The sequence below is a fragment of the Actinomadura vinacea genome (genome assembly GCF_039532545.1).
In the GTDB taxonomy this organism is placed as follows: Bacteria; Actinomycetota; Actinomycetes; order Streptosporangiales; family Streptosporangiaceae; genus Spirillospora; species Spirillospora vinacea.
Genome location: NZ_BAAARW010000020.1, coordinates 260,355 through 279,822, shown reverse-complemented (window position 1 = coordinate 279,822; position 19,468 = coordinate 260,355). Strand labels below are relative to the sequence as shown.

The following is a 19,468-nucleotide window of genomic DNA, read 5'->3' as shown; positions in this document are numbered from 1 at the left end:
CGGGGGACTATAACCGCGCCCCGGCCGGATCGGCAGGCGCCGCCCGTGGTCAATCTCCTTACCCTTCCCGAGCCCACCCGGGCTGACCTGCTCGTTTCGGGGCTGACCGAAGTGCGTGGCTGTATTCCGCCGCTTCGCGCAAGCTTGTCATCAGTCGGAGCCGATCGACGAAACCGCGAACCCCGCCAATGAGTGACGGTTTCGCCGACGGCCGGCAACAGAATGGGGTAGTGCATTGGATCTGCGGTATCACGCCTTTGCCATGGCCGATCCGCTCTTCTACGACTCGCCTGCCGCGGGCCGCGGAACGGCCGTGGAGGGCGCTCCCGGTGCTCCCGGCGGCCCTGCGGACGAGGCCGGCGCGGACGGATACGCGGCGGCGCGACCGGTGCCCGAGGGCTGGTGGCGCGAGCCGCGCGGCGTGTGGACGGTCCAAGGCCACGGCCAGAACACGCTGGCCGACCAGGGGTGGAAGATCCATGTCTCGTCCGGCCTCGACACCGCCGACGAGGTCCTGGACATCGTCTCCCGCTACTGCTTCGAGCACGGGATCGTGTTCAAGTTCCTGCGCAGCCGGCGCATCCTGTGGGTGCGCAACAGCAAGTACGCCGAGCGCGGGGGCAGCGGAAAGTTCATCACCATCTACCCCGCCGACGAGATCATTCTCGAACGGACGCTCCGCGAACTCGATGTGCTTCTCGACGGCCGCCCCGGCCCGTACATCCTGAGCGATCTCCGCTGGAACAAGGGCCCGCTCTTCGTCCGTTACGGCGGAATCCGGGAACGGTATTGCCGCACCGATGAAGGGGAATTGGTTCCCGCGATCGAGGACCTGGACGGACGCCTGGTCCCCGACCTCCGCGAGCCGGTATTCCGCGTGCCCGAATGGGTGGAGGTCCCTGATTTCCTCCGGGTGGCCATCGCCGGTCGCGACGCGTCCGGGGCCGAGCCGTTCCCCTACCGGATCGAGAAGGCGCTGCACTTCTCCAACGGCGGCGGGCTCTACCGGGCCTCGCACGCCGAGACCGGCCGCGCGGTGCTGGTGAAGGAGGCGCGGCCGCTGGCGGGGCTGGACGGCAAGGAGGACGACGCGGTCGCCCGCCTGGAGCGGGAACGCCGGTTCCTGGAGGCTTTCGGGCATCTGCCGTACGTCCCCGACATGGTCGAGCACCGGAAGTGGTGGGAGCACGACTTCCTTGTCCGGGAGTACATCGAGGGCGACACCCTCAACCACCTGATGATCCTCCGCAATCCGATCCTGCACCTCGGCGCCACCGACGAGGAGATCGCCGACTACGCGGGCTGGGCCCTGGCGATCCTCGATCGGGTCGAGACGGCGCTGGACGACCTGCACGGCCGCGGCCTGGTCTTCGGCGACCTGCACCCGGGCAACATCATCGTGCGCCCGGACGACTCGATCGTGTTCGTCGACTTCGAGCTGGTCGACGAGGCGGACGAGGCGGAGCGTCCGGCGCTCGGCGCCCCCGGCTACCAGGCGCCGCCCGGATTCACGGGGGTCGCCTCGGACCGGTACGCGCTGGGCTGCATGCGGCTGGCGATGTTCATGTCCCTCACCGCGCTGCTCCGCTGGGACGACCGCAAGTTCGAGCAGTTCATCGAGGTCGTCACCGAGCAGTTCCCGCTGCCCGCCGACTACGCGGAAAAGGTCCGGGCCGACCTGAAACGCCCCGCCCCGGAGGGCCCGTCGCGCGTCTGGCCGGACCCGGAGCCGTCCGGCTGGGAACGGCTCCGCTCCTCCCTGGCCCGCGCGGTCCTGTCGGCCGCCACCCCGGAACGCGCCGACCGGCTCTTCCCCGGCGACATCGAGCAGTTCGTCGGCACCGGCGGCGGGATCGGGTTCGGCCACGGCGCGGCCGGCGTCCTCTGGGCGCTGGCGGAGACGGGCGAGGGCCGCTTCCCCGAGCACGAGAACTGGCTGGTGGAGGCGATCGCCGGTGTAGAACGGCCCGCGCCCGGCTTCTACAACGGCCTCGCGGGCGTCGCCTACGCGCTGGACCGGCTCGGCCGGCCGGCCGCCGCCGCGGAGATCTTCGCGGGCGCCGGTGAGCCGCCGGACGCCGTCGACGACTCGCTCTACCGGGGCCTGGCCGGCATCGGGCTCGCGCACCTGCACTTCGCCCGGTCGGCGGGCGACGGCTCGTTCACCCGCATGGCCGAGAAGATCGCCGACCGGATGGTGGGCACCGGGCGGGCCGCGACGGGCGCGCCGTCCCGGGGCGGGCTGATGTACGGGCCCTCGGGGCAGGCGCTCTTCCTCATCCGGCTCTACGAGGAGACGGGCGACGAGGCCCTGCTCGACGAGGCGGAACGGCTGCTGCGCCGCGACCTGGACGGCTGCAAGTGGACCGAGAAGGACCGGACGCTGCAGGTGGACGAGGGCTGGCGGCTCGTCCCGTACCTGGCCACCGGCAGCGTGGGTGTCGGGATCGTCCTGCACGAGTACCTGCGGCACCGGCCGCAGCCCGAGTTCGAAGAGGCCCAGGTCGGGGTCCGGCGCGCCGCCGAGGCCGCGTACTTCGTGCAGAGCGGGCTGTTCAACGGGCGTGCGGGCATCCTCGCCTATCTGCTGCACACCGGGGCGCGCCCCGACGACCCGATCGTACGGCGCCACCTGCGCAACATCGGGTGGCACGCCATCTCCTACCGGGGACGGGACGCCGAGGCCGACGACCAGGGGCGGACCGCCTTCATCGGCGACCAGCTCCTCCGGCTCTCGATGGACCTCGGCACCGGAACGGCCGGTGTGCTGCTCAGCCTCGGCGGCGCGCTCTCCGGCCGATCACTTGGACTCCCCTTCCTCAAGCCCGGGGCAGGGGCGGATGACGACCTTTCCAGAGGAGGTGAATTCCGACATGGCGCTGATTCTCGAACTGCAGGGCATGGAGGTCGAGCAGGCTCCCAACGCCACTCGTAGCAACCTGAGCTGGTGGGAGTGCTGCAGCACCGGCAGCTTCTCCAACTGCTGCTGAACCTGCTGAAATGACCGGGCCGTCCGGGGTGGCATCGCCCGCCCCGGACGGCCCCTTGGTGCGTGAGGAGCTTGAGGGCACATGGATCACCGCCTGCTCCGAGTCGTGTGCGCGGCGCCCGCCGGACCCGTGGCCCTGGTCGCGGCCACCGCGCTCAACGTGGCCTGCACGCTGCTGCTGCCCGGCGCCGTCGGCGCGGCGGCCGACTCCGTCCTCGACGGCGGGTCCGGCGGCGCGCCGACGCTCCGGCTCGCGGTGCTGCTGGCCGGCGCGGTGCTGGGGGGCGCGGGGATCAAGGCGGCCGAGGCGTACTGCACCGCGGACGCGACGGGGCGGCTGCGGTCACTGCTGCTGGAACGGGTACTGGCGCACGGCACCGCCGCGGAACGCTCGTTCGGCGCGGGCGACCTCAGCAGCCGCGTCGTCACCGGCGCGCCGCAGGCCGCGAAGATGATGGTGGTCGCCGTGAGCGGCGTCGGCGGCCTGGGGATGTCGATCGGCGGCCTGATCGCGCTCTGGCTCATCGACTGGCGGCTGGTGGCGACGGTGAGCGCGGCCGTCCCGCTCGGGCTGGTGCTGATGCGGCTGTTCGTCCGCCGCGCCACCGACCTGTCGACGCGCTACCAGGAACTGCAGGCCGAGATCTCCTCGCGGATGCTCGACGCGCAGACGGGCGTCCGCACCATCCGCGGCGCGGGCACCTGGCGCCGCGAGGCCGACCGCGTCCTCGCGCCGCTCCCCGAACTGGCCGGCTCGGGCCGCGCGCTGTGGCGGGCGTTCGGGCGGATGCAGGGGCAGGGAACGCTGCTCGTCCCCCTCACCGGCCTGGCCGCGCTGGCCGTCGCCGGGCAGGGCGTGATGGCGGGCCGCACGACCCCGGGGTCGATGATCGCGGTGGCGGGCTACGCGCCGATGGCCCTGACGATCCTCGCGCAGGTGCCGTTCCTCCTCCGCCTGGCCCGGCTGCGCGCCGGGGTGCGACGCGTCACCGACGTGCTCCACGTGCCCGTTCCACTGCCGGGGGGCCGTCCACTGCCGCCCGGGCAGGGGGAGCTGTCACTGCGCGGCGTGACCGTGCTGGGCCCGGACGGGCCGCTGCTGCACGAGGTGGACCTGACCGTCTCGGCCGGGTGGTCGCTGGCGGTGGTCGGCCGTTCGGGAGCGGGCAAGACGACCTTGGCCCGGGTGGCCGGAGGGCTGATCACACCCGACTCGGGGGAGGTGCTGCTGGACGGCGTCCCCCTGGCGGACCTGGAGCCCACCGCGCTGCGCGGCGCCATAGCGCACGCCTTCGAACGACCCGAGCTGCTCGGCACGACCGTCGCCGACACGATCACCTATGGGGCGGGCCCGCTGCCCGCGGGCCGCGTCGAGCTCGCCCTGGCCCGCGCCCGCGCGGACGGCTTCGTCCGGCTGCTGCCCGAGGGAACCGCGACGCCGCTCCGGGACGCCCCGCTGTCCGGTGGTGAGATCCAGCGCCTCGGCCTGGCCCGTGCGCTGGTCCGCGACGCCCGGCTGCTGGTCCTCGACGACGCCACCTCCAGCCTCGACTCGGTCACCGAGGCCCAGGTGGAGGCCGCGCTCGCCGATGCCAACGCCCGCACCCGCCTGGTCGTCGCGCACCGGGCGGGCACGGCCGCGCACGCCGACCTGGTCGCCTGGATCGACGACGGCCGGGTCCGCGCGCTCGGCCCGCACCGCGAACTCTGGGCCGATCCCCGCTACCGCGCGCAGTTCTCCGTCCCGGAGAACGACCGATGACCGCGGTCCGCGAAATGCTCCGCGGCCAGCGCCGTGCGGTGCTCGCAGTCCTGGCCTGGTCCACGGTCACGACCCTGCCCGCGCTCGTGTCCGGGCGGCTGGTCGCCCTCGCCGCCGACCGCGGCTTCCTGCGCGAACGGCCCTGGACCGGCGTGGCCTGGCTGGCCGTTCTCGGCGCCGTCATGGTGGCCGGTTCGATCGGCGCCCGGTACGTCCCGTCCGCGCTGAGCCGGGTGGTCGAGCCGATGCGCGACCGGCTCGTCCGGCGGGTGGTGACCGGGACGCTGCGCCGCCTGGTGTCCGGCGAGCGCCCGGACCCCGGCGTCGTCGCCAGGATCTCCGAACACGCCGAGACCGTCCGGGACAACGCCGCCGGGCTGCTGCAGGGCCTGCAGCAGGTGGTCCTCACCGTCCTGGCGGCCGTCGCCGGGCTGCTCCTCCTCGCGCCCGCGGTCGCCCTGCTGATCGTTCCGCCGGTGCTCCTGTCGCTGCTGCTGATCGTCTGGATGCTGCCCTCCCTGGTGGAACGGCGGCGTGCCCTCCTGCTCGCCGAGGAACGGGTCGCCGGGTCGGCCGGCCGCGTCTGCGGCGCGATCCGCGACGTCGTCGCCTGCGGCGCGGAGTCCCGGGCCCTCGCCGACGCCCGAGCCGACATCGCCGCCCAGGCCCGCGCCGAACGCGCCGTGGGCCGCGCCGACGCGCTTCGGGTCGGGCTCGCCCTGACGGGCGGACAGCTCGCCCTGCTCGTCGTGCTGCTGGCCGCGCCCTGGCTGGTCCGCTCGGGCCACCTCAGCCCCGGGGAGGTCCTCGGCGCGCTGACCTACGTCATCACCAACCTGCAGCCCGCGCTCCGCGCCGCCGTCCACACCACCGGCGGCTCCGGAGTGGAGATCGCCGTGACCCTCCGCCGCCTGGAAGAGGCCGCCGCCACCACCGACGTCCCGGAACCGGCCGGCACCAGGACCGCCCCGGACGACACCCTCGTCCTGGACGGTGTCACCTTCGCTTACGGCGCCGGTGCCGAGCCCGTCGTCCACGACCTCTCGTTCACCCTTACACCCGGCTCCCACCTGGCCATCGTGGGCCCGAGCGGCGTCGGCAAATCGACTCTCGCCGACCTCCTCTGCGGCCTCACCGCACCCCAGCGCGGAACGGTCTCCATCGGCGGCGTCACCCTCCCGGAGGCCGACCCCGCCTGGCTGCGCCGCACCGTGGCGATCATCCCCCAGGAGGCGTACGTCTTCGCGGGCGCCCTGGCCGACAACCTCGCCTACCTACGTCCCTCCGCCACCCCGGACGAGCTCGACGCCGCCGTGGCCGCCGTGGGCCTGGGCCCCCTCCGCGACCGGCTGGGAGGCACGCAAGCCCTGCTGCCCCGCGGGCTCACGCCCGGCGAACGCCAGCTCATCGCCCTCGCCCGCGTCTGGCTGTCCCCGGCGCGGGTCGTCGTCCTCGACGAGGCCACCTGCCACCTCGATCCACCCGCCGAGGCCCGCGTGGAAGCGGCCTTCCGCCGCCGTCCCGGCACGCTCATCGTCATCGCCCACCGGCTCACCTCGGCCCGCCGCGCCGACCGGATCCTGGTGATGGACGGCCCCCGCACGCTGCTCGCCGACCACCCGACCCTGCTGGCCCGTTCCCCCCTTTACGCCACCCTCCACGGCACCTGGCACCGGCCACCCGCCCACACCGGCGGACCGAGCCACGGCCGAGCCCGCTGACCGGTGGTCCGCGGCAGGACGACGGGGGAGGTGGTTAGTCCCCCGACTGCTGGCCTGTCAGGCCCCCGACGATCGGGGAGGTGATGGAATCGACGATGTCGGTGACGGGCTTGAGCGAGCCGTCCGGACGCCGCTCGGGCTCCTCCCGCGGGGGCGCAGGCTGGGTCGGGGCCTGCTGCGAGCTCGACGAGCCGCCGGAGGGCTTGGACGGGGCAGGGGTGTCGTTTTTCGGGGACTTCGTCGAGCCGGTCGCGCCGCCCGAACCCGAGGGCTCCTCGGTGACGGGGGTCCGCTCCTTGGCCGTCGGCGTCGGGGCAGGGGTGTCCTTCTGGCCGCCGTCCGGACTCTTCGGGGTTTCCGTCGGCTGCTCGGTGACGCTGCCCACCGGGGCGGGGCCGGGACGGGTGTTGCCGTCGGCCGGCCCGAGGGCGTTCGCCGCGTCACCGCCACCGGACGGCCAGGTCAGCATCAGGCCGGCCGCGACCGAGGCGGCCACCCCGGCCACGCCGCCGACACCCTTGAGGGCCGCCTTGCGGCGGCGGGGACGCTCCCGTTCCGGGCCGGCTTCGGAGCCGATCACGACGACTCGGTCGGTCGGGGCGGCGGCGGGCTCCGCGGGGGCGTCGCCGATCTCATCACGCTCGGGGTCGGCGGCGGCGAGCACCTGGTCGCGCAGCGGGGCGGGCGCCCACGCGGGCACGCGGCGGGCCAGAAGGTGCGGAAGCCGTCCCCTTTCGAACGCCTCGATGACGTCCATGTGCTTGGCGGGGTCGGCGGCGCCGCGCATGAGGGCGTCCAGGACGGCGCGTTCCAGCGCGGTGCGCGCCTCGTGCAGCAGTTCGCGGACGCTGAGCGGCGAGCAGCGCAGAACGCGGGCGATGTCGCGGAGCTCGAGCCATTCACCCGCGGAAAGCAGCAGCGCCTCGCGGTGATCGGCGGGCAGGCTGGCGACCGCGCTCAGCAGCGGGTCGGTGGCGGCCTGGGTGAAGACGGGACGGGCCCGGCGGTCGAACGCCCCCCGCTCGGAGCAGACCGTACGCGCCAGGTGGTGCAGCCACAGCACCGTCTCGTCGCGCGGCGGCTGGTGCATCGCCTGCGTGAAGGTGTCCTTGAGCGCGTCGGCCGCGCGCCGGTCGCCGAGCAGCGACCAGCAGTGCGCGTACAGGCGGTGTGCGTGGGCGTCGTAGAGGGTCTTCAGGTCTCCGCGCATGTGACCTCCTCATGAGGTGGCCGTGGGAGCAGCCGTTCCGAAATCGGACAAAAGGGACGGCCTTCCATGGCACGCCTGGTCACGGGACTGTAGTGCACCAGTGCGACGGATGCGAAGCGATTGATGGCTGAGTGTGATGAATTCCACGCGGAGTAGCGGGTTGGTTGTGTCCTGTCATCATCGTGGTGATTTGCGAAGATTTCTGTCGGCTCGCCTCCCCGGCGGAGCGGGTCGGCGAGGCCGACCCGCGACGACCGCTGCGATCGCGTGTGCCGGATGGCGGGTCAGAGAAGTTCGCGCATTTCTTCCATGGAGAAGCAGCGCAGCGTCTCGGAGCCGGCATTTCCTCGGCCGGCGATGTAGGCGGCGAAACGGGCGATGGTTTCGTCGTTCGGCGCCTCTAGTATGGCAATTTGGTCATATTGCCCCATTGTCAGGTAGATGCCGTGAACCCTTCCTCCCATCTCCTGGAAGCGGCTGCTGACCTGGGCGACGCGGTCCGGCAGCGTGGCCACGTCGCTGCGGCCTTTATCCGTCCACTTGTACAGCACGACGTAAGTAGGCATGATCCCCCCCCGATCGATGTCGGCGGCTACCTTCCCCCGTTCCGCGAAATCAATCCGCCGGGGTTTTCAATGGCCGATGTCGTGGTCGCCGGCTCTGATGAGGCCGCTCTCGTACGCGAAAATCACCATTTGGGTGCGGTCGCGCAGGCCGAGTTTGGTGAGGATGCCCGACACGTGCGACTTGACGGTGGCGGGGCCGATGAACAGCTCCTTGGCGATCTCCGAGTTGCTGGCCCCCCGCGCGACGGCGGTCAGCACCTCGTGCTCCCGTTCGGTGAGGCGGTCCAGCCGGCCGGCGACGGTGGCATTGACGGTGAGGCGCTCGGTGAACCGGCCGATGAGGCGCCGGGTGATCGACGGGGCCAGCAGCGCCCCGCCGTCGGCCACCGTCCGGACGGCGCCGGCGAGCTGGTCGGCGGGGATGTCCTTGAGCACGAAGCCGCCGGCACCGGCGCGCAGGGCCCGGTAGACGTACTCGTCGGGGTCGAAGGTGGTCAGGATCAGCACGCGGACGTTCCAGTCGGCCTCGGCCATGATCCGGGACGTCGCCTCCAGGCCGTCCATGCCGGGCATCCGGATGTCCATGAGGACGACGTCGGGACGGTGCCGGCGCACCACCTCGATCGCCTCCAGCCCGGTCCCGGCCTCGGCGACCACCTCGATGTCGGCCTGGACCCGCAAGATCATGGCGAAGCCGCCGCGGACCAGCGCCTGGTCGTCGACCACGGCGACCCGGATGCTCACGCCGGCTCTCCTCCGGTGGGCAGGTGGGCTGCGACGCGGAACCCGCCGCCCGGGCGCGGGTGAGCGTCGAGGGTGCCGCCCAACAGTAGTGCCCGCTCCCGCATCCCGATGATGCCGTGGCCCTTTGCGGCCGCCGGTCCGGGCACGGGGCCGCGGCCGTCGTCCAGCACGTCGATGACGATCGCGTCCCCGTCGGTGCCGAGCCGCACCTCGGCATGGGCGCCCGGTCCGGCGTGTTTCAGCACGTTGGTGAGCGCCTCCTGGACGATGCGGTACGCGAACAGGTCCACGCGCGCCGGAAGCTCGGCCGGCGCGCCGTCCGCCGACAGCGACACTTCCACTCCGGCCTTGCGGATCTGCTCGACGAGCCGGGGGAGATCCGCGAGACCGGGCTGGGGACCCAGCCCGTCCAGGCCGGCCTCCGGGCGGAGGACCCCGAGCAGGTGGCGCAGCTCGCCGAGCGCCTGGCGGCCCGCCTCCTCCACCGCTCCCATCGCCCGCAGGGCGCCGTCGAGGTCCTCGGAGGCCACGGCCCTGGCCGCGCCGGCCTGCACGGTCATGAGGCTCACCCGATGGGCCACCACGTCGTGCAGTTCGCGCGCGATGCGGGTCCGTTCCTCGGCTACGATCCGGTGGGCCTCGGCGGCCTGTGCCCGCAGCGACTGGGCGGCGCGCTCCGCTCGCAGCCGGAGGCGGCGCCCGACGTACCACACCCCGAACATGGCGATGGTGCCGTAGACGGCGGCCTCCTCCCACGGGGCCCGAGCGGTGACGCCTTCGACGTTGACCACCAGGACGGCCGCGGCGACTCCCGCCCGGCCCCATCGATCCTCGGTGGAGTACCGGCCCGCGCTGTACAGGGCGATGAGCGTGACCATGCCGGTCATGTCCTTGTCGTCGACGCCGACGAGCGTCACGGCCCAGGCGGCCACCGCCACGCCGACGACGACGAGCGGATGGCGGCGGCGCCAGTACAGCGCCGCGGCGCCCACCGCGAACACCGGCAGGGCGCCGATCTGGACGTCGCCGATGGGACGGACGGACACCGCGTCGCCGGGTCCGTCCATCAGGAACACCGTCGCGAGGAAGACCGCGAGCGCGAGAGCGGCGTCCGCCGCGCGCGGCCAGCGGGTGAAGGGGCCCCGGAACCTGCTCGGGGCGGGCGCCGTGCGGTTCACCGTCTCGGCGGGCATGGCCACACCGTAGGCCAGGCCGAACTCGCGGTCATCCGTCTGGCGGCGGAGGCGGGCCTCCGTCTCCTGGGGGGAGAGCACGCCTCGGTCGGCCGCGTACGACCCGCCGTGCGGCGGAGGGACTTCCCGACCGTGGAGGGGCGACCCCGCCGCTCCCGGCGTGGACGGTGGAGACGGCGCCGAACCGGCGCACTCGTCGTCCCCAGGAGCACTGTCATGCATCGCGTCATCTGTCGTGTCGCCGCCGCCGCTGCCCGCAGACCATGGGCCACGATCGGGGCGTGGGTGGTCGCCGCCGTCCTCCTCACAGGGCTGGCGGGCGCCGCCGGCGGAACGTTCGCCGACGATTTCGTCGCTCCCGGCAGCCAGAGCGAGAAGGCCGCGCGGCTTCTCGAGGAGCGTTTCCCCGAGGCGGCCGGCGGCGGCGCCAAGGCGGTCTTCGCCGTGCCGGAAGGGCAGCGGCTCGACCGCCACCGGGCGGCCATCGACGCGGCCGTCGCCAGGATCGCCGAGGTGCCGCACGTGACCAGGGCGGCCGCTCCGTTCACCGCGGGAACGGTGTCGCCCGACGGTCGCATCGGCTTCGCCGAGATCTCCTTCGACGTGCCGTCGACCGCTCTCGGCGGGGCGCCGCTCGCCGCGATCAGCGACGCGATGGAGCCGGTACGGGACGCCGGCGTCGCGGCGGAGCTCGGCGGCGACGCGGCGTTCATCAACGCCGAGCCGGTGAGCTCGGGCACCGAGGCGGCCGGTGTGCTGGCCGCGCTGGTGGTGCTGCTCGTCGCGTTCGGGACGGTCGTCGCCGCGCTGGTCCCGGTCGCGCTCGCCCTGGTGACGGTCGCCGCCGGCCTGGGCGGCATCGCGCTGCTGGCTGGCGCGATGGACGTCTCCACCGCCGCGCCGACCGTCGGCGCGATGATCGGGCTGGGGGTCGGCATCGACTACGCCCTGTTCATCATGGCCCGCTACCGCGAGAACCGGGCCGCAGGAGAGGACAACCCCACCGCGCTGTCGAACGCCATGGGTTCGGCGGGCTCCGCCGTCCTGTTCGCCGGCGGCATCGTCGTCGTGGCGATGGCCGCCCTCTCGCTGACCGGCCTGGGCTTCCTGATCTCGGTCGGTCTCAGCACCTCGCTGGTCGTGCTCTTGGCCGTGGCCGCCGCCCTCACGCTGCTGCCGGCACTGCTGGCGCTGCTCGGCGACCGCGTCGACGCCTGGCGGCTCACCGGCCGCCGGCGGCACGTCAAGCGGGCCGAGGACACGGCCTGGTGGCGCTTCGCCCACCGCGTCTCCGGCCGGCCGTGGCCGTACCTGATCGTCGCGTCCCTGGCGCTGTCCCTGCTGGCCGCCCCGGCGCTGTCGATGCGAACGGGCTTCCCGGACGCCGGCGACGACTCGGCCAGCACCACGCACCGGCGCGCCTACGACCTGCTGGCGGAGGGCTTCGGCCCGGGCATCAACGCTCCGCTGCTGCTCGTCGCGGACCTGCGCGGTCAGGGCACGGACGCCCAGGACATCCCCGCGCTGTCCGCGCGCGTCGCCGCCGACCCCGGCATCGCGACGGTCGGCGAGCCGCGCGCCTCCGCCGCCGGGGACACGATCGTGCTGCCCGCGATCCCCACCACCGCGGCCACTGACGCCGCGACGCCGCGGACCCTCGACCGCGTCCGCGAACTCGTCCCGGCGAACGTCTCCGTGGCGGGCCTGACCGCCATGACCGATGACCTCACCGAGCAGCTCGCGGACACCCTGCCGATCTTCATCGCGGCGATCCTGGCCGCGTCCTTCCTGCTGCTGATGGTGGTGTTCCGCTCCATCGCGGTGCCGTTGAAGGCCGTCGTGATGAACCTGCTGTCGATCGGCGGCGCGTACGGCGTCGTGGTCGCGGTGTTCCAGTGGGGCTGGCTCAAGGACCTGTTCGGCCTGGACGAGACGATCCCGATCGTGTCCCCGCTGCCCACCATCTTCTTCGCGGTCCTCTTCGGCCTGTCCATGGACTACGAGGTGTTCCTGCTCTCCCGCGTCCGGGAGAACTACGACGCCACGGGCGACACCGCCGAGTCGGTGGCCCGCGGCATGGCCGGCACGGGCCGTGTGATCACCTCCGCCGCACTGATCATGACGGTGGTGTTCCTCGGCTTCGTCGCCAACCCGTCGCCGCTGGTCAAGATGCTCGGCCTGGGGCTGTCGACGGCGATCGTGCTCGACGCGACGATCGTCCGCATGGTGCTCGTGCCCGCGGCCATGGCCTTGCTGGGCCGGGCGAACTGGTGGCTGCCCCGCTGGCTCGACCGCCGGCTGCCCCACCTGGTCACGGACGCTGGCGGCCGGCAGGCGGCGACTTGAACGGGGTGGGGGGCGGGGGAGCGGCCAAAAGGCGGCGGGTCGTTTCCAGGCCCCAGTCGTCCAGGTCGAGGATCCGGTCCGAGGAGGCGCGCAGGCCGCCGTACCGCTCGACGGTACGGGCCCACGCCTCGCGGTCCTCCACGGCGGGGCGGACGATCAGGCAGTCGGGGTCGTTCACCCACAGGCGGCCGTGCTGCCAGGCCCGCGCGACCGTGGTCATCGTGGCGGCGTGCTGCGAGGGACGCGACAGGTCGCCGTCGGGAGGGGCGACGGTGAGGCCGATGTCGGGGCCGACGCGCATCGCGTCGAACAGCCCGGCGCTGGGCAGGATCGGGGCCCCGCAGCCCAGCAGGTACGCCTCCGGGCCCACCGTCTCGCGGATCAGCGCGATGGCGTCGCGGTAGGCGGACAGGCCCGGCAGCGCGCCCGCGTACAGGAAGTCCAGCTTGTAGTAGTCGACGCCGAGGTCGCGCAGGCGGGCGAAGACCCGGCGCAGGTGGTCCCGTGCGCCGGGGTGGGTGGTGTCGAGTGCGTGCAGGGGACGGTTCCAGTTGTGCCCGGCGTCCCCGCCGAGCCACTCCGGGTGCGCGCGGGCGAGGTCGCTGCCGGCGGCGACGAGGAAGGGCGCGATCCAGACGCCGGCGCGGCGGCCGTCGGCCCGGATGCGGGACACCATCGCGGGCAGGTCGATGCGGTCGTCGAGCCAGTCGCCGATCCCCGCCTGCCAGCCGTCGTCGATCTGGACCACCTCGACCGGCAGCCCGCGGTCGGCGATGGCGGCGAGGTTCTCGGCGATGTCGGCCTCGGTGACCTCGCCGAAGTAGTGGTACCAGGTGCACCAGACGGTCGGGGCGGGCCGCGGCGGGCGGACGCCGGCGCGTTCGGTGAACAGGTCCGCCCAGCGGGCCAGGGCCGCCTCGATGCCGCCGGGGTGCGGGATCTCGTCGACGGGCCCGTCCGCCTCGATGACAAGCCGGTCGCGGTGCAGCCGCGCGCGGACGGAGGGGACCTCCAGGAGCCCGTCGCGGGCGGCGAAGAGCCGGGCGGGGGAGCCGTCGCCCGGTTCGACGGCCAGCAGGCCCTCGCCCTGGAAGCCCTGGCCGGGTGCCGGACGGTCCGGGCGCCAGCACATCGTCTGCAGCCGGGGATCCTGGCGGGGCCGCTCGCCGGTCGCGGTGACCGGGTAGGCGGCGGACGGGCTCCAGCTCTGCCAGCCGTGCTCGTACACCCGTCCCCGGACCGGGTCGACCGGCACCTGCGTGATCTGGATCATCCCTTGGTCGCGCCTCCCGTCAGGCCCTTGACGAAATGCCGCTGCAGCAGCAGGTAGAAGACCAGGACCGGCAGGGTGGCCAGGAACATCATCGCGAACACCGAGCCGAAGTCGGCCTGGTACTGGCCGATCGAGCGGTAGATCCCGGTGGTGACCGTGGTGCCCTGGCCCGGACCCAGGATGATCAGCGGGTTGAGGAAGTCGTTCCAGATCCACACCCCGAGGAAGATCAGCACGCTGGCGGTGGCCGGGCGCAGCAGCGGGAAGACCACCTGCCAGAAGACCCGCCAGCGGCCGGCCCCGTCGATGGCCGCGGCCTGCTCCAGCTCCACGGGGATCGTCCGCATGAAGCCGGAGAAGACGAACACCCCGAACGGGACGTAGTAGCCGACGTTGAACAGCACCAGTCCCTGCACCGTCGTCATGAGGTGGAACGTCTCCAGCACGCGGGTGATCGGCAGCAGGATCACCTGCGGCGGGATCATCAGGCCCGCCAGCAGGAGCAGCATCAGCGCCCGCGGCCAGCGCCGGCCCCGCGCGCGGACGAGGTAGTGCCCGAGCATCGCCGACAGCACGGTCAGCAGCGCCACCGACAGCGCGGTGACGACGACGCTGTTGGTCAGGCTCACCCAGAACAGCCGGTCCGGACGGGTGAGCACGGCCTGGACGTTGTCGAGGGTCGGCGGGACCGGCGGCGCGGCCGGGTGCGGGCCGATCTCCGAGCCCCGCTTGAAGACGTTGGCGCACGCCACGTACAGGGGCACGAAGAACGCGACGGCGATCGCCAGCGCCGCCGCCGGCCGCGCCCATGGCGCCCGTTCCCCGGTCACAGCTGAACCTCCCGGCGTTGCAGCAGCCTGAGCGCGACGGCGCAGGCCACCGCGATGATCACCAGCATCACGATGGCCATCGCCGAGGCGTAGCCCTGGCGGTTGGCGGTGAAGCCGGTCTGGATCACGTTGTAGGCGACCGTCGCGGTGGTGCCCGCGCCCGGCCCGCCCTTGGTGATCACCTGGACGTGGTCGTAGATCTTGAACGCCGAGATCAGCAGCACCACGGTGTTGATGGTCAGCGCGGGCGCCAGCATCGGCCAGGTGATGTGCCGGAACCGCGCGACCGGCCCGGCGCCGTCGATCGCCGCGGCCTCCCGCAGGTCGTGCGGGACGCCCTGCAGGCCGGCCAGGTAGACCACGACGCAGAAGCCGAGCATCTGCCACGACATGATGATCCCCAGCGAGTAGAGCGCGTACGCCGGGTCGGACAGCCAGCCCGGCGGGTCGTCCACCCCGGCGCCGCGCAGCGCCTGGTTGATCAGCCCGTCGTCGGCCATCAGCCGGATCCAGATGATGCTCACCACGACCGTGCTGAGCACGACCGGCGTGAAGAAGACCGTGCGCAGCGCGTTGTAGAACCAGCCGCGCCGGTCCAGCAGCAGCGCGATGCCGAGCCCGAGCACGTTGGGGACGACGACCACGATGGCGGTGAGGATCGTCGTCACCCGCAGGGACAGCAGGAACTCGGGGTCCTGGAACAGCAGCCGGTAGTTGCGCAGCCCCACGTACTCGGCCGGTGGACTGAACGGGTTGTAGTTGGTCAGGCTGTAGCCGAAGCTCACCACGATCGGCGCCAGCACGAAGCAGGCGTAGACCGTGATGCCGGGCGCGCCGAACGCCAGGAAGTGCCGCAGCCGCGGCAGGATCGGCTTCGTCAGGACGCCTTGGCCCACTCGTTCTCCAGGAATTCGGCGACCTGCCGGGGGGATTTGCGACCGGTGACCAGGTCCTGGGCGGCCGCGTCCCACTTGTCCACCACGCCCGCGGGCATGCCGTCGTCACCGGACTCGAACCCGAACGCCGGGACGACCGCCCGCGCCCGCTCCGCCTGCCGGTACATCTCGTAACCGGCCTGGAACACCGGGCCGCCGCCGGCCGGCGGCGTGTAGCCCTTCACCGCGGGGATGAGGCCGTCGTTCTTGGTCGACTGGTCCAGGTTGGTCCGGTCGAGCTGGTAGGCCAGCGCGAACCGCTTGGCCGCCTCCAGGTTCTTGGCCTTGGCGTTGACCAGCAGGCCGCCGCCGGTGAAGACGGGGAGCACCTGGCGCCCGTCGTCGGACGGCCAGGAGAACTGGCCGACCTCGAACTTCGGCTTGGTCTGGGGTGAGTCGGCCGCCGCGGCGAACCAGTTGCCCATCGCGTACATGGCGCCCTTGCCGTCCAGGAACGCCTGCTGCGTCGCGGCGTAGTCGCGTGACAGGTCGCGCTTGTCGATGTAGCCCTTGGCGGCCAGGTCGGCCAGTTTCTGCGCCCCCTTCACGAACCCGGGATCGGTGAACCGCACCTTCCCGGCCCGGCGGTCGTGCATCCAGCGGGGATTCCCCGCGTAGACGTCGGTGCCGAGGATCCCGGCCCACGTCGGTCCGAGCGCGTCGTGGCCGCTGCCGGTCACCAGCGGGGTGATGCCCTTGGCCTTGAGACGGGCGCAGGCGTCGAGGAACTCGGCGTAGGTCCGCGGCGGCGCGGTGATGCCCGCCTTGGCGAACAGGTCCTTGTTGTAGTACACGCCAGGGATCGTCTGCGAGTTGGCCGGAAGCTGGTAGACCTTGCCCTTCACGGCGCCGTTGCCCGGGTAGGCGAAGTCCTTCAGCTCCTGCGACGTCCAGGCGTACAGGTTGCCGGACTCGGCGAACCCGGTGGGCGACATCGCGACGAGGACGTCGGGGAACTGCCCGGAGGTGAGCAGCTGCTTGGCGTACGCCGTGCGGTCCTGGGTCGGGGCGACCAGCTTGCGGACCTTGATGTCGGGATGCCGGTCGGTGACGCGCTTGATGTTGGCGTCCCAGACCTGCGGGGTCAGGTTGGGGGTCTCGAACACCAGGAAGGTGATCTCCTTGGCGCCCGAGCCGGACGTCCCCGTGCCGGGGTCGCCCTTCACCGAGCACGCGCTCAGGCCCAGGACGACGGCCAGCGCCGCCGCCCCGGCCCGCCGGGCCGCTCTCATGGGGTCCTCCTCTTGTCGGCGGCGCTGGATCCGCTGTCGGCCGGTCGCGCGCGGCGGGCGACCGGGGCGGGCATACTCGGGAACGGAGACATCGGACCTTTGGGGGGCGGGCCATGGCGGTCACGGACGAGGCGATCGAGAAGATCAAGGAGATGATCGTCTCCGGCCGGTTGCGGCCTGGGGACCGGCTGCCGCGCGAGGCGGACCTGGCCGAGCAGCTCGGCCTGTCGCGCAACTCCCTGCGCGAGGCCATCCGCGCGCTGTCGCTGATGCGGGTGCTGGTCGTGCGGCAGGGCGACGGCACCTACGTCACCAGCCTGGAGCCGCGGCTGCTGCTCGACGCACTCAGCTTCGCGGTGGAGATCCACCACGACGCGAGCGTGCTGGAGTTCTTCGAGGTGCGCCGCCTCCTGGAGCCGCCGGCGATGGCGATGGCGGCCACCCGCATGCCCGACGACCGGATCGCGGAGTTGCGCGCCCATCTCGGCCGGGTCGGCCCGGACTCCACCCCGGACGAGCTGGTCGCCAACGACCTGGAGTTCCACCGGCGCATCGCCGAGTGCTCCGGGAACGCGGTGCTGTGCTCGCTGCTGGAGAACCTGGCGGGGCCGACGATGCGCAGCCGCATCTGGCGCGGGCTGACCCAGGAGGGCGCCTGGCAGCGCACGCTCACCGAGCACACCGCCATCCTCGACGCCATCGCCGACCGTCAACCCGAGGTGGCGCGCGCGTGGGCGACGGTGCACGTGTCCGGGGTCGAGCAGTGGCTGCGCCGCACGCTTCTCGAATCGTGAGCCGCGACCGCGGCCGGTCTCAGCGGACATGGTCGCGGCCGAGGTAGATCTCGTCGATCTGCAGCTTGTTGTAGAAGCGCGGCGCGCTCGGGGCGGCCCAGATGCTGTCGACCTCCAGGCGCACGTGGCGTGCCTTGCGAATGTCGAGGTCGATGAATCGCACGCCGCGCGCGCTTTCCAAGACGCCGGTCTTGACGGGCTGCCCCCAGTTCTTCCCGTCGTCGCTGACGTAGACCTTGTAGTCCTTGATGCGGGCGGAGTCCTCGGGCCTCCCGAACGTCTCCCGGTTGTACGTGGGAGACCATTCACGCTGGTTGACCGCCAGATAGCGGACGGGCCCCGGCCGCCGCAGCCGCAGGTCGATCGTGACCGGCAGGGCGTCGCCCTTGTCCCACCACGTCTGGTAGTCGCGGTCGGCGAGGGCGGCGGCGGGGAAGCCGTCGGCCGAGGCGCTCGCGGTGGCCTCGACCGCGCCCCGGGGATAGATGCCGTGGCGTCCGGCCGTGTCGACGCGGAACACGGTGTCGTAGTCGTCCCACGCGGTGACGCCCTTGATGGTGAGGGAGCCGCCGGACTGGGAGAACGGCATCCGCCTGCCCGTGCGCAGGTCCGTCACCCGCACGACCTTGTGGCCGTTGTCGCGCAGCGTCACCGCGTCGCCGGAGGACGGCTTGGTGAGCACGTGCACGTACTGCCGGTTCGGATCCTTCTTGCTGACCGTGGTGACGCCGTGCGCGCCGTCGTTCCAGAACCCGGGCTGCAGGCCTCCGTACATGTAGCCGCCGCCCTCCACGTCGTGGATCGACTCCCATATGCGGTCGAGATAACCGGCGGCCAGGTCGTTGAACGCCTCCTGCTTGGCGGGGAAGCGGCCGTTCACCATGGCGGTCTCGGCCATCAGCGACTTGATCGACGAGCCCGCGTTGGTGATGATCCGGCCGAGCGTGACCCGGGTGTCGACCTCCGAGTCGGTGCCGTCGTACCACCACGCGCCGCGGACGGGGAGCTTCCACTCGCCCTCGGTCAGCCGCGGCTGCGGGGTCCAGACCGCCTGCGGGTAGTCGTAGGGCGGGGTCATGCCGACCTTCTGCTCATGGCTGACCATGTCCATGATCGGCGTGTCCTCGTTGTTGTTGCTGAGCGTCAGGTCCGGCCGTTCGCGGCGGATCCGCTCGTAGAGCCCCTGCTCCTCCCAGTACTCGTTGTCGTTGTCGATCCAGAATCCGGCGAGGTCGCGGTAGCGGCCCATGGCCTCGACGAAGTTGTCGTAGCCGAACTCGCCGAATCCGGGCCGGGTGTGCAGGTCGACCGTCCTGCCCTTGTAGGCCGAGTAGGCGGCCGAGTCCATCCAGCTCTGCCCTTCGGGCAGGCCCTCCGCGTACCACTTGGGGTCGTCGGTCATGTAGAGGATGACCTTGAGCCCGCGGGCCTTGGCCGCCGCGATCAACTCGCCGAGGAAGTCGCGTTCGGTGCTGCACGTGCCCGGCACCTTCGACGGCCAGGCCCGCGCGTATCCGAGCCTGCTGTGGAAGGACGCGAACACCAGGTACTGGGTGCGCAGCTTCTGGGCTTCCCGGACCCAGTAGTCGGGGTCCCAGCCGCCGTCGGTCACCGCCTTCTCCCAGGCGGCGCAGTCGGTGTAACCGGGGGCCGTCCGCATGCCCCAGTGCAGGAAGAGCCCGCCCGTGGAGCCGCGGAGGAACCGCTGGCGCGGATGGAACAGCTCCTGCTGAGCGGCCGGTGCGGCCGCCGCGCGCCCCGTCCCGGCCTGGGCGGCGGGCATGGTGGCGGCGACGCCGGCGCAGGCCATCACCACCGCCGTGAGCAAGGCGGTCGTGCCTCGTCGGATGCGTCCGGACATCGTGCGTCCTCC

General features: G+C 72.5%; 15 protein-coding genes. 6 read left to right on the top strand and 9 right to left on the bottom strand.

Annotation, left to right across the window (positions count from 1 at the left end; all coding sequences use genetic code 11):
• Window positions 1-235 precede the first annotated feature (235 nt).
• The 4 genes from lanKC (at window position 236) to ABD340_RS25660 (ending at window position 6,472) form a co-directional block, all read left to right on the top strand.
• Window positions 236-2,935 carry a class III lanthionine synthetase LanKC gene (gene lanKC / locus ABD340_RS25670; protein ID WP_344592245.1) on the top strand — a complete coding sequence of 900 codons (2,700 nt, stop codon included), beginning with the start codon at window positions 236-238 and terminating at the stop codon, window positions 2,933-2,935.
• Window positions 2,901-2,990, top strand: coding sequence for a hypothetical protein (locus ABD340_RS48075; RefSeq protein ID WP_425547438.1), 90 nt, complete (start codon window positions 2,901-2,903; stop codon window positions 2,988-2,990). Before lanKC ends, ABD340_RS48075 begins: the two co-directional genes overlap by 35 nt.
• A gap of 81 nt (window positions 2,991-3,071) precedes the next feature.
• Complete coding sequence (locus ABD340_RS25665) at window positions 3,072-4,751, top strand: ABC transporter ATP-binding protein (protein WP_344592244.1); 1,680 nt, start codon at window positions 3,072-3,074, stop codon at window positions 4,749-4,751.
• Window positions 4,748-6,472 carry an ATP-binding cassette domain-containing protein gene (locus ABD340_RS25660; protein ID WP_344592243.1) on the top strand — a complete coding sequence of 575 codons (1,725 nt, stop codon included), beginning with the start codon at window positions 4,748-4,750 and terminating at the stop codon, window positions 6,470-6,472. Before ABD340_RS25665 ends, ABD340_RS25660 begins: the two co-directional genes overlap by 4 nt.
• Window positions 6,473-6,506: 34 nt before the next feature.
• On the opposite strand, the gene ABD340_RS25655 is transcribed toward ABD340_RS25660, so the two are convergent.
• From ABD340_RS25655 to ABD340_RS25640, 4 genes are all read right to left on the bottom strand, one after another.
• Complete coding sequence (locus tag ABD340_RS25655; protein WP_344592242.1) at window positions 6,507-7,682, bottom strand: RNA polymerase sigma factor; 1,176 nt, start codon at window positions 7,680-7,682, stop codon at window positions 6,507-6,509.
• 284 nt (window positions 7,683-7,966) lie between these two features.
• Window positions 7,967-8,248: a GYD domain-containing protein gene (locus ABD340_RS25650; RefSeq protein ID WP_344592240.1), complete on the bottom strand. Its 282-nt coding sequence runs from the start codon at window positions 8,246-8,248 to the stop codon at window positions 7,967-7,969.
• A gap of 66 nt (window positions 8,249-8,314) precedes the next feature.
• Window positions 8,315-8,992, bottom strand: coding sequence for a response regulator transcription factor (locus ABD340_RS25645; protein WP_344592239.1), 678 nt, complete (start codon window positions 8,990-8,992; stop codon window positions 8,315-8,317).
• Entirely contained in the window at window positions 8,989-10,266 is a 1,278-nt protein-coding gene (locus ABD340_RS25640; protein WP_344592237.1) for a sensor histidine kinase, read from the bottom strand. The genes ABD340_RS25645 and ABD340_RS25640 overlap by 4 nt, the downstream gene beginning before the upstream one ends.
• A 135-nt stretch (window positions 10,267-10,401) precedes the next feature.
• On the opposite strand from ABD340_RS25640, the gene ABD340_RS25635 reads away from it, so the two are divergent.
• Window positions 10,402-12,531 (top strand): MMPL family transporter, encoded by a 2,130-nt coding sequence (locus tag ABD340_RS25635; RefSeq protein ID WP_344592236.1) that lies wholly within the window; start codon window positions 10,402-10,404, stop codon window positions 12,529-12,531.
• On the opposite strand, the gene ABD340_RS25630 is transcribed toward ABD340_RS25635, so the two are convergent.
• Genes ABD340_RS25630 through ABD340_RS25615 form a run of 4 tightly spaced genes read right to left on the bottom strand, consistent with a single transcriptional unit; the run spans window position 12,497 to window position 16,801 of the window.
• Window positions 12,497-13,804 carry a glycoside hydrolase family 36 protein gene (locus tag ABD340_RS25630; protein WP_344592235.1) on the bottom strand — a complete coding sequence of 436 codons (1,308 nt, stop codon included), beginning with the start codon at window positions 13,802-13,804 and terminating at the stop codon, window positions 12,497-12,499. The two genes, ABD340_RS25635 and ABD340_RS25630, sit on opposite strands and share 35 nt — an antisense overlap.
• Window positions 13,801-14,634: a carbohydrate ABC transporter permease gene (locus ABD340_RS25625; protein WP_344592234.1), complete on the bottom strand. Its 834-nt coding sequence runs from the start codon at window positions 14,632-14,634 to the stop codon at window positions 13,801-13,803. The genes ABD340_RS25630 and ABD340_RS25625 overlap by 4 nt, the downstream gene beginning before the upstream one ends.
• Window positions 14,631-15,530: a carbohydrate ABC transporter permease gene (locus tag ABD340_RS25620; RefSeq protein WP_344592232.1), complete on the bottom strand. Its 900-nt coding sequence runs from the start codon at window positions 15,528-15,530 to the stop codon at window positions 14,631-14,633. Before ABD340_RS25620 ends, ABD340_RS25625 begins: the two co-directional genes overlap by 4 nt.
• A complete protein-coding gene (locus tag ABD340_RS25615) occupies window positions 15,512-16,801 on the bottom strand; it encodes an ABC transporter substrate-binding protein (RefSeq protein ID WP_344592231.1) in 1,290 nt (429 codons plus the stop codon). Before ABD340_RS25615 ends, ABD340_RS25620 begins: the two co-directional genes overlap by 19 nt.
• 113 nt (window positions 16,802-16,914) lie before the next feature.
• Between ABD340_RS25615 and ABD340_RS25610 the strand changes: the two genes are divergently transcribed.
• A complete protein-coding gene (locus tag ABD340_RS25610; RefSeq protein WP_344592229.1) occupies window positions 16,915-17,595 on the top strand; it encodes a FadR/GntR family transcriptional regulator in 681 nt (226 codons plus the stop codon).
• 19 nt (window positions 17,596-17,614) lie between these two features.
• On the opposite strand, the gene ABD340_RS25605 is transcribed toward ABD340_RS25610, so the two are convergent.
• Complete coding sequence (locus ABD340_RS25605; protein WP_344592228.1) at window positions 17,615-19,456, bottom strand: alpha-L-fucosidase; 1,842 nt, start codon at window positions 19,454-19,456, stop codon at window positions 17,615-17,617.
• Window positions 19,457-19,468 lie beyond the last annotated feature (12 nt).